Genomic DNA, 10,741 nt, shown 5'->3' on the forward strand with positions numbered 1-10,741 from the left:
CAGGTCCGCTGATCTGCGGTTCCGGATGCTTGTCTTGCTATATCCAAACGACTGAATATCATGCGCTATTCGCCCTCTGCGCACACGCGATTCTACCACAGGTTCCACGTCGTCTGGGCGACCAAATACCGCTACAGGGTTCTGCAGGGCCCGATGCGGGAACGTCTCCGCGAGATCATCCGCCAGACCTGCGACGAGATGGGCGTGCATATCGTCCGCGGTGTGCTGGCGCGTGACCATGTCCACATGTTCCTGTCGATCCCGCCGAAACTGTCGCTGTCGGATGTGATGCAGCGCATCAAGGGCCGGTCGTCACGCCGCATCCAGATGGAGTTCCCGGACCTGCGCAAACGATATTGGGGCAGGCGGTTCTGGGCCCGCGGATATTTCTCGACAACCTCGGGCAATGTCACCGACGACATCATACTTCAGTATCTGGAACTGCATCGAAAACGGGATGCTACCGGCGTCAGCCGGTAGTGGTTCACTTGTTCGATGTCGACGATCTTGCGTAGCTCATCTCTAAGGGCACCTCGAATTTTCACCGTTTTCCGCTGTTCGTGGGCAGGTCTGCGGCCTGAAGCCCGCATGAAGCGGCTTGGCGGCCAATAGCCGGTGACCGCCCGTGGCACCTGCGTGCTGCGAAACGAGAAATATCCCAGGAAGACCTGGTTGGCGTTCGTATCCAACGGCGCCTTGTACCGGAGCCTGTTCAGACCGGCGGTCATCTCCGCCAGATGGCAAGGCGTTTCACTTTCCCGATCAAGGCTCGCGCCCTGAGCATTGCCGGCGGTCGGGATCCGCAGGTCGGCATTGGCACCGTTCAGATACGAGCCCCAGGACGGCACTGGCGCCGATGCCAGCGGGCGCGGGCTATAAAACCCCTCGCCGTCCACGCTGCGCCAGAACGCGGCGATGTTGCTGCTTTTCGTCCAGCACCACAGATCCAGCAGCACGTCGCCCACGGCATATGTGCCGGCGCTGATGTTCATCGATGCACCGAAGGCGTTGTTGACATCGGTATAAAGGCTGTAGGTGTTGCCGTGCGAATTGCAGTGGCGGGACCATGCGGCGACATTTTCGTTGCGCGTCTCGTCCAGCCAGAGGGTGTTGGCGAAGAGGCAGGCGGCCACATGCGCCCCCTTCATCCGATGGCCCGTATCGGTGAAATGCAGCCCGTCCGGCTGGTGATAGGCCCAAAGCTCGTTTGTGCCTGACGCGCTGAAAACCTCAGATAGCGCCCGGTGGTTGTCGATGACCGTGACGCCGAACTGTTCCGCAACACGGCGCATCATGGACATGAACCGCTGCAACTGCCCGCCCTGGCGGGGCGTTCCCTGCATCACCGGATCGGGGGTCAGGACGATCGGCACGATGTTGTGGAAATCGCAAAGGTTGAACAGATAGGTGGTCTCGGAAATCACGGCGTCCAGACTGAACTCGGGGCGCACCATGTCATTCAGGCCAAAGGCGAACAGGCAGGCGTTCGGGACGCCGTAAGCAGGGTTGTTGATGATGGCTGGCAGAAAGTTTCTGCGCGCCCAGCCCGTGACCAGATCCTTGCCGCCGTAGCCGGCGTTCCAAAAGCTGATGTTGCTGTTTTTGGTCATGGCGCGCAGGATGGACTGCGCCTCCGCGGGCCAGGCATTCGGCGGGGTATGCGCGGCACCGCCAATAGCATCTCCACTTCCGTTTGTCGGGTTCGCGGTCCAGCCGGTGGTCTGATTGCCGTCCGTGGTGCTGTCGCCATAGCACGCAAAGGCCAGGGCCTGCCCGTCCAGAGCGCGAGCCTGCAGTGTCTCGAACCGCCCCGACCAATCGGCGTCGACGATGCACAGCCCGTCGATGCCAAGCTCGTCTACACGATACCGGCGATTGCGGACAAAGACGACGCGCCCTTCTGAAAAGCGCCCCCGTGAGACAGCCTGGGCCAGCCGGGCGCGCGTCGAGAACAGTGGCCCCATCTCGTACAGCTTCACGCCCCCGGCAGTGGTGAAATGATGATCGCTTGCATTTGTCGGCGCGACCTCAAACGCTTCACCCTCGCGCCGCGTCTGGATGACGGTGTTCGCGCCGAATGCACGCGTATCGGCCAGCAGGCTTTGGCGATCAGGAAACGTGAAGTTTGCGGCCGCCAGCGTGATTTCGGCCGCAGCCTCGGCGCGCTCCGCGTATGCCTCGGCATAGGTCAGGGCGCTGACATCAGGACCGACGGCGGGATTGCCGTCCTCAAACACGATCGAATGCCCGTCCTCCGGGACGAATGGCTTCATCGGATTGATGCCGCGAATGCTGTGGCTCAGGTCCTTCGACAGTTCCTGCAGGATCATGACGATGCGGTCCAGCTGGGTTTCGAGGCCCCGCTCTCGCTCGCCCAGGATGCCGGCCCATCCCTGTTCCTCGTCCGTATCGCGCATGATGGCCAGGCGCCGCCCTGCATACCTGGCCGCCGCCGCGGGTGTCAGGAACAGATTTCCCTCGATCGCGGCGGCCATCGGCACCACGTTGAAATCGACGGGTGTCAGATCGTCAAACTCGCCCTGATAGATGATCGCCGCGCGAATGGCGCCAGCCTCGTAGGGATGCGGGATGGCGTAGGGCCCGATGCCCTGGATGTCATAGATCGGCGCGGGTTCGAAGACCTCGATCGTCATTGCACAGCTCCGATGATGTTGCCGGGATCGGGCGCGCGGCGCGGGCGAAGATCGCCGCGCTGCCACCAGCTTTCCGTGCCGTAGTTCCGCTTCATGCGCCGTTCGGCCTGGTACCACTGTTCCTCGGCCTCGGGGTCCAGCAGCAGCTGCAGCTGGTCCCAAACCAGCCGGTCCAGCGCGATCCGCGTCGGCCACAGCGTCGCCAGCGGATTGTAGCGCCGTCCGAGACTGGCAATGTCGCGCCCGATCAGGGGCGACTTGCCCTCGGCCATGCGCGCGACGTTCGAGCCGACGGCGCGGCTGACGTCGCTGGCCAGGCCGACAACCGGGCCGGCCAGCGTTTCGCCGAAGCCGCCGCCCGCGCGGCTGGTGCTGGCGCTGAAGAAATCGCCGAAGATGCCGACGCCGCCACCCTGCATGAAGGCCGCGGCCCAGAACTTTCCGCTGATCATCGGACGCGGGTCGCGGCCTTTGGCGATCTCCTTCAGCTGCACCGCCAGCGCGCCATAGGCGGTCAGCTGCGCGACCATGGTCGCGGCATACCAGGCGCGCGTGCCGATGTCGCCGTCCAGTTCGCGGACCCGCCGCATCTGGTTGAACAGCTGCGACAGCACGAAACCCTTGTACATCATCGACGATCGCATCAGCTCGCCCGTCCAGGTGCCGGGGCGGTTCTCGCCGATGAGGCTGGCGCGGCCGCGCAGGCTGCTGCTGGGGATCGACATCTCGATGTGATCCTCGATCAGCGCGCCGAACCTGATCGCCAGGTCCTCGGCCTCGTGCGCGGGCAGGCTGCTGGCGTCGCGGAACCAGTTCGGGTTCAGGTGCTTGCCGCCCTGCGCATCGGTATAGATGACCGACGGATCGCGCAGCAGGTCCCAGTCGCGGGCATCGATGCCGCGGTTCGACATGAAGTTCTGCATGTTCTTCGGCAACTGGTCGAAGCTTCTGCCCGCCATGCCGGCCATGTCGCTGCCGAAGGCCATCGCGACCGCGACCCGCTCGCGATCGGTCAGGTAGGTCATGCCGTTGGCCTTCAGCACGAAATTGCTGATCCGGCCGGTCAGTTCGGGCGACCAGATATCGCCCGCGAACCGCGCATAGGTGGCCGACGACTGCGCCCAGCTGTCCAGGATAAAGCCCAGATCCTTCGCCACCGTCGGATCCATGCCGTTCAGGACGTTGTTGAACAGCAGCTTCAGCGGCGAATTCGGGTTCAGCCCGATCGCCCTGGCCGCCAGCCGCATCGACGGCAGGTCCGTCACCTGCGAGATCGTCGCCGAACCCAGCTGCGCGGCGGTCAGCAGGTTGCGCGTCCCGGCCAGGATCGAGGCCGTGGCCTGATCGACGGGGCGGTTCAGCTCGCCCGACAGGATCCCCATCATCACCCGGGCCTTCCTGGCCTTCATCTGGACCAGTTCCTCGGGCTGCAGCCCCAGCCGCAGGACGCGGCGGAAGACGCCGGCCTTCGCCGCCTTCGGATTGCGCGGCGCCAGCTGCGCCGCCTTTTCAAGAACCTGAATGGCATTCTCCAGGCCCGCCTTCGGATTGGGACCGAAAGCGCGCATCCGGGCGATATCGCGCGACATCGTGTGAAACTGGCCGATGATCGCTTCGAACGTGTTCTGGCCGCCGAAGCTGTCGTTATACTCCATCCAGTCGTCGGCCGACCTGAAGTGCAGGACGCGATGTTCGCCGCGCCCGTTGAACAGCGCGCGCGCGCCGACGCTGAAACCCGGCGTCCGGTCGGCCCAGCCCTTGGTGGTGATTTCATCGAAGATCGGCCGCAGGAAGGCGATGGCGTCTTCGCGGAACGGCCTCACGCCCTTGCTGGGCGCGAAGGGCTTTCCGGTCTTGAAGTTCTCGATCCGGTTCCAGTCCAGCCGCTGCCAGATGTCGTCGAACCACACATCGAAACCGGCCGCCCGCAGCTTCTGACCGTCATGGACATGGGCGACGCCGTAATCGTCCAGCTTGCCGATATCGCCGCCAAGGCTGTTGAACATGTTGCGCAGGCGTTCGCGCGCCTGATCTACCCCCCCAGCGATTGCCTTGGCATTGGCGTTGCCGCTGTCCTCGCCATGCAACTCGCGCAGGATGTCCTGCAGCTGCGCGCGGTCGCGCACCCGGCCAAAGATGTCCTCGCGGTGATCGGCCAGGAACTGTTGCAGCCCGGACATGGCCTGCTTGAAGATGGTGCCGGCCTCGCTCTGGATATGTTCGACATCCTGCAGCAGAAGGTCAGGATCGTCGGCATTGGCGTATCGCGCCTGGTTCTTCTGCAGGGTCTGCAGCTGACGGACAGTGACATGCCGGCGTTTGATCACTTCCCTGGTGATGCCTGTGACCAGCTCATCCGCGGCCGTCTGGCGTGCATCGGCCGGGGACATGCCGGCGGTCTCGTACCTGTCGCTCAGCTCGCGCCAGCGTTGCTGGGCCAGTTTGGCGCGTTCGGGGTTCAGTTCGCCCGCGGCCACGGCCGCCTGAAGGCAGTCGGCAAAGTTCATTTCGGGGCTCCTTTCAGCGAACAGCTGGTCATGCGCGCGATCAGGGCCTCGTCCTGGTCGAGGCTGGCCAGCACCTCGTCCAGCGCGTAGGCTTGCGCGCCCTCGCCTTCATCCAGGCGGATGGTCAGGCCGGGGTCCGCTTCCAGTGCCGCGCGGGCATCCGCGATCGCCTGCTGCACCTCGTCACCTTGAAAATCGGCGGTCGACGGGATATCCTCGCCTGGACCGGTCGGGGATGGAGCCCGTTCCTCGCCAAGCCCAGTGACCCGGAACGCTTCCCACTGGGACCGGTCAGCAAAATCCCCGATGTCATCGTCGAAACTGGTTACGACCCAGTTTTTCCGATCATTGTCCCAGAGCTCGCGGACCACGACCACCCGCGCAGGATTTTCGCCATCGACGATATAGCGTTTGGGCTGACCTTTTGGGTCGCGATAGACCACGCCATTTCGCATCACGGCAGGCAATTCCCGCAGGACGTTGGCGCCGTGATCGGCGGCGATGTGTGCCAAGCCATATCCGCTTCGCATCTGACCCGACGCTGCTGGCTGATCGGTGCGCCCGAAAACGAAACCGATCGGCCCGTCGAAAAGCGGATGGATGACCGCATCCGGCACTTCGCCTTCCTTCAATTCCATCAGCTTCGCGATGGCGTCTTCCGGTCTGTCTGTGAACTCGCGCAGTACGGGACCGAACGGACCGACCTCTGGCTGTTCGGCCAGATCGCGCCGCGCCGCATCGGTGGCGCGCATCAGGGCGGGGCTCTGGGCGCCATCGGGCGTTTCCATGCGGTCCAGTGCCCGAATGTCGATGAGGCTCTCTGCGGCCCCTTCCTGCGCGTCTGTGGCGAACTGTCCGGGCATGGGCGCCCGCGCATCCTGCGCCTCGATCGCGCTGCGCAACGCGGACAGCGGGCTCAGGGCCTCGTCTCCGCCCAGCAGGTCCTCGATGTCGGCGCGGCCGAAGGCCTCGGCATCCGCGATATAGCGTTGCAGGATTGACGCCGTCGCCTCGGGCGGGCGCGCGCGATTGCCGCGATAGAAAGCGCCGATCAGCGCGTCGGCCATGTCGCGATCGCGGGCCGCGAACATGTCGCCCTGGGCCAGCCTGTCGCGCAGTGCGGCAATGACGCTTTGCCCTTCGCGGTTGCCGGTGCGGGCCTTGGCGATGATCCGGACGACATCCATCAGCTGATCGGTGATGTCGAATTCCGGCCGCACCTGCCCGGCCTCGACCATCGCGCGGAACGCGGCCCAGTCGGGGGCCAGGTCCTCCAGCATCCGCAGCAGGTTCTCGACCGCCGGATGTTCCGTCTCTGCCAGCAGCTTCAGCAGGTCGCCGGCGTCGAAGGCACGGGCAAACAGGGCCTGCCGCAGCCGCCGCAGCCCGTCGATGTTCAGCCGGCCGTCATCGGTCATCAGCGCCGCGCGTTCGGCCTGCGGCATGGCGGCAAAGACCCGGCGGACGAAATCGGTGTTCTCGACGCTGTTCAGGCCGCGCCCGGACCGGTAACCGTCGAAGGCGTGCTGGGTCAGGTAATCCGCATCCAGCCCGGCCTGTTCGGTCGCGCTCATCCGCCCGGTCGATGACGTGTTGTTCTCGCGCACCCAACGGCGGCGACCGTCGAAATCGAGATCGGTCACCCGCTCGCCGATCAGCACCGGCCGCGCCACACCTTCGGGGATCTCGAAACCGGCGTCCTCGATCGCGCGGACATAGGCCTGATATCGGTCCGGATGTTCGACCGCCGCGCGGTTCAGCGCGCCGACCCGGCCATTGCCGCTTTCGACGATGCCGTCCGCGCCGACGATCGGCGTGCCCGTCTGACCCTCGGGCGATGGCATCAGCCGGCGCGGATCGAGGTTCCGGGCGATGCCCGCGATCTGTTCGTCGCTGGCGCTGCGGCTGCGGTCGCGCGGTTGCAGTTCGCCCGTCGCCGCGCGCAGTTCCGACAGGTCCGCCACCCGGTAGCGCACATCGACCGACATGCCGCCCGGCGATGTGACCTGGCCGAAATCGGGCAGGGGTTGGGACTGCGACTGCGCCCAGGAAAACTGATCGCCCGCAGGCAGCGGCTGGAAATCTTCGCCGGGACCGGTGCCGCCGCCAGGACCGCCGGTCTTGCGCATGGTCCAGGCGCGAAAATCCTGCACCCTCATGCCGCGCAGGAACGGGTTCGCCGTGATGACGGATGGCGACAGAAGATCGGTCAGCATCGCGTCGGGCGACGCGCGCAGCACCCGGGGCGCATCTCCTGCACCAAGGAAATGGGCCGCGTAGAGGTTGCCCCTGTTCACGGGCAGGCCGGCCGCGCGCAGGGCATCGGCATTGTCCTGGGTGAAGGCCCGGATCGCCAGTTCCTGCTGTTGCGGATCCAGCCGGCCGTCGGCCGTCAATCCAAGGGCGGGATGCTGGCGCATGAGGCCGGCCCATGTGTCAGAGGTGAACTGGTAACGCCCGGTGGCGGACGAACGGGGGTTCCGCGCAGCATCGTTGCCGCCGCTTTCGGCGCTGCGGATGGCGGCGAAGTAGCCTTCATCGATCCCGGTATTGCCGCCCAGCAATGCCGGATCGGGCATCGGTGCAGGTTCGCGGCCACTGCGCAGATCGGCTTCCGCCGCCTCGACGTCATCTTCCCAGTCCATGCCGGGCCGTCCTTCCGGACGGGCCTCGACCTCGGCACGCCGCCGACCGCGGAAATACTCGACGGCACGGCCCGCGCCCACGAAGACAGAGGCAAAACCGGCGCCCGCGACGGCGGAAACACCCAGTTCCGTCAAGGGATCGGATGGCGTGAAGCCCAGATCGCCTGCAACCTGTTGTTCGGCGATCACGCCGGGGATGTCCGAAGCCACGCCAAGCCCGGCCTCGGTCGCAATGAAACGCCCGGCATTCCTGATCGATCCACCCAACGGAAGGGTCGCAAGGCTCGCGGGTTCGGCAAAGGTCGCCGAAATCTCGCCCAGCAGCTGGGCGACGGTGCTGTCGCCCCGTTCCAGCATGGCCCGGTTTTCGTCGAAATCATTCTTGCGGCGGCGCAGGACCTCGGCCTCGAATTCGTCCGCCGTGGTCGGCAACCCGGAAAACCAGCCGTCGGCGCCCGATTGCCCCAACTCGCCGATCAGGCGGGCGGCGATATATGGCCGCGGGTCTTCGGATTGTCGTAAGTCTTCAGGTCCTCGCCCGAGGTCAGGCGCCGGCGGATGCCGCCGCCCAGAGCCTGTTCCATCTCGTCCGCCAGTTCCTGCCGGTACAGGTTCTCGCTGCCCCAGCTGTCGCGGCGCTTCCACAGGTCCAGCCCCGCGCCGACATATTGTTCCCCCCAGCCCGGAATGGTGCCGCCAAGGGCCGGTGCGCCGGCGGGCGTATCGCGGCTGGAATTCAGGAACCAGGTCATTGCGGCACTCCGCGTTCGACCAGGGCCGACATACTGATGACGACGGGCCTGTCGTCATCGCCCATCACCACCATCAACTGCCCGGTCGAACGGTTCGGCCAGACCATGACATACTCGTCCGGCCCGACCGCCCGCAGGCCGATACGGCGAATGCTGTAGGGATCGGGGCGCTGGCCGCCCAGATCGGGGCGGTTGCCGCTGACGGCGATCGCGGACCAGGCCAGGTCCGCGATCTGCAGCGACGCCATCCGGGCGGCCAGTTCGAACATGCGGTCGTTGACGTCGTCGGCCGAAATGGCCGGCGGCATGATCGTCAGGCGGTCATTCACCATCTGCAGTCCGCCGCGCGCATCGCCCTTGTCGTAACGGCCGGTGCCGCCCATCACCTCGTGCACGGCCTGAAGATAGGCGCTTTCCACGATCTTGCCGCCCACATCCTCGCCGGCCGCGATCTGGTCCCGCATGCGATAGGCATAAAGCGCATCGGCGGCCTCTGCGATCTGGTCGCGCGGGCCTGACTGATCCTTCCAACCCTCTGCCGTGCCATCCGCGAACAGGCTGCTGAAGCTGCCAAAGAATGCCTGGCGACGATCCGTTACCGGCGGCAGCTTGACCTGCTGCCCCTCGATGACGCGCTGGCCCTCGAAAATCTCGCGGGCCGTCTGCTGGGGCATCCCGAAGGCCAGCCCGCCGCCGACCAGCGCGAAGACCGGATCGGCACCGACCTCACGCGCGGCGGCATCCGCCAGCGGGCCAAGCGCGGCCGCCATCGTGCCGGCCAGCACCGCCCGGTCGGCGGGCGATCTGTCCGTCGCAACCGCCTTCGACCACAGATCGCGTTCGTCAGGCGTGAACAGTCGTTCCTTTCCTGCGTCCACATAGCCTTCGGAACGCAATGACTGCGCATAGATCGCGCGCCCCCGCAAAGCCTGAACCAGAACTTCCGGATCGGAGGTTGACGGATCGGGCAGAACCTGTGCCGTCTTCAAGCCGATCTCGCCGGCGCGGCCGATCGGGTTCTCGGAAAAGCCCCTGGTGTCGGCCTCGATCATGCCGCGAAGTGCCGTGACCACATCGCTTTCATAGCCCTTTTCCATCGGGGTCTTTTCAAGCTCGGCCAACAGTTCGCGCTTTTTCGCGGGCGGCAGCACGGCGATTTCCGGCTTCTGTTCGATCAGGATCGCCGTCGCCGCATATTCGCGCGCCTCTGGCAGGGCCGCGATTTCAGGATCCTGCAACAGTTTGTCGATTTCTGTTGTCCGCGCGAAGGGCTGTCCCTTGCGCATGACCTCGATCCCGTCCCTGAACAACTGCCTGGCCGATCCCACATCCTCGGCCCGCGCGCGACCGGCTTCGGCATCGGCCTGCGCCGCCCTGGTCTGCGCGGTCGTCACACCACGCGCGCGCCAGCTCTGCGCCGTGGCGCCGTCCATCTGGACGAACTCGCCCGCGTCGACGCCGTCCTGCAGGTCCGCGAGATGGCGACCAATGACGAGGGCACGACCGACTGGGCCGGCAGCAACGAGGCCGGCCCGATAGAGGCGGCATTGATCGCGCCCAGCAACACGGCCGAGCCATCGATCAGCCCGTCCAGCGGCCCCGTAGGGGCGGTGTTCACGATCACCGAGGGCACCTATGCCGGCAGCACCCCGATCACCGTCAGCGGCACGCTGACGCAGGCCGGCGTGGACGTGACGGGCAGCATGACCGGAGACAGCTTCACCAGCACCGCCGAGGGCGCGTTGGTATGGGTCGAGACAGCCAGCAACGTGGCTGGCAGCGGACGAGGAAACCGCCAGCGCGACGATCACGGCGGCGCCATCGCGGGAACTGATCGACGAAACAGAGGCTGTGGTCGGCACCGGCAACAGCCTGCTGGCGACGGCCACCGGGATCCCCGACTGGCTGGGTTCTGGCGACCTGATGACGACGATCTGGCCGGGTGACCTGACCAGCATCTATATCGGCGGGGCGATGCTCAAGGCGTTGTGGGACAGCGACGGCGACGACCGGGCGGTGACGGATGCCGATGCGTGGATCGTGCAGGAGTATTTTGGGGAGTGTCAGGAACTCTGTGTATCTGATCCGGCCCATGCAGTTTCAGATACTCAAGCGGCGAAGCGCTCGCCGAACATTATGGCGAACTGGTTGCGGGCCGCAAACCATTCTCGGACGTTTCGGCC

The 10,741-nt window shown here is 65.7% G+C and carries 8 protein-coding genes; 3 read left to right on the forward strand and 5 right to left on the reverse strand.

All coding sequences use genetic code 11. From position 1 onward, the window contains the following. The first annotated feature begins 60 nt into the window (after positions 1–60). Positions 61–480 carry an IS200/IS605 family transposase gene (gene tnpA / locus KNW02_RS14640; RefSeq protein ID WP_216034023.1) on the forward strand — a complete coding sequence of 140 codons (420 nt, stop codon included), beginning with the start codon at positions 61–63 and terminating at the stop codon, positions 478–480. On the opposite strand, the gene KNW02_RS14645 is transcribed toward tnpA, so the two are convergent. From KNW02_RS14645 to KNW02_RS14665, 5 genes are read right to left on the reverse strand one after another with little or no spacing between them, the layout of a single operon-like run. After that, positions 429–2,654, reverse strand: a complete 2,226-nt coding sequence (locus tag KNW02_RS14645; protein ID WP_216034024.1) for an SGNH/GDSL hydrolase family protein — start codon at positions 2,652–2,654, stop codon at positions 429–431. The two genes, tnpA and KNW02_RS14645, sit on opposite strands and share 52 nt — an antisense overlap. Further along, on the reverse strand, positions 2,651–5,161 hold the full coding sequence (locus KNW02_RS14650) for a hypothetical protein (RefSeq protein WP_216034025.1): 2,511 nt from the start codon (positions 5,159–5,161) through the stop codon (positions 2,651–2,653). Before KNW02_RS14650 ends, KNW02_RS14645 begins: the two co-directional genes overlap by 4 nt. Next, on the reverse strand, positions 5,158–8,274 hold the full coding sequence (locus KNW02_RS14655) for a hypothetical protein (protein ID WP_216034026.1): 3,117 nt from the start codon (positions 8,272–8,274) through the stop codon (positions 5,158–5,160). Before KNW02_RS14655 ends, KNW02_RS14650 begins: the two co-directional genes overlap by 4 nt. Positions 8,275–8,282: 8 nt before the next feature. Beyond that, positions 8,283–8,558, reverse strand: coding sequence for a hypothetical protein (locus KNW02_RS14660; protein ID WP_216034027.1), 276 nt, complete (start codon positions 8,556–8,558; stop codon positions 8,283–8,285). Further along, positions 8,555–9,991 carry a hypothetical protein gene (locus tag KNW02_RS14665; protein WP_216034028.1) on the reverse strand — a complete coding sequence of 479 codons (1,437 nt, stop codon included), beginning with the start codon at positions 9,989–9,991 and terminating at the stop codon, positions 8,555–8,557. Before KNW02_RS14665 ends, KNW02_RS14660 begins: the two co-directional genes overlap by 4 nt. Positions 9,992–10,036: 45 nt before the next feature. Here KNW02_RS14665 and KNW02_RS14670 point away from each other — a divergent pair, with 45 nt between their 5' ends. Together KNW02_RS14670 and KNW02_RS14675 are read left to right on the forward strand one after the other, a co-directional pair. Next, positions 10,037–10,504 (forward strand): hypothetical protein, encoded by a 468-nt coding sequence (locus tag KNW02_RS14670; RefSeq protein ID WP_216034029.1) that lies wholly within the window; start codon positions 10,037–10,039, stop codon positions 10,502–10,504. Then, a partial coding sequence (locus tag KNW02_RS14675) for a hypothetical protein (protein ID WP_216034030.1) occupies positions 10,482–10,741 on the forward strand: 260 nt, incomplete at its 3' end. The genes KNW02_RS14670 and KNW02_RS14675, both read left to right, overlap by 23 nt.

This window comes from Paracoccus marinaquae (assembly GCF_018860165.1).
In the GTDB taxonomy this organism is placed as follows: Bacteria; Pseudomonadota; Alphaproteobacteria; order Rhodobacterales; family Rhodobacteraceae; genus Paracoccus; species Paracoccus marinaquae.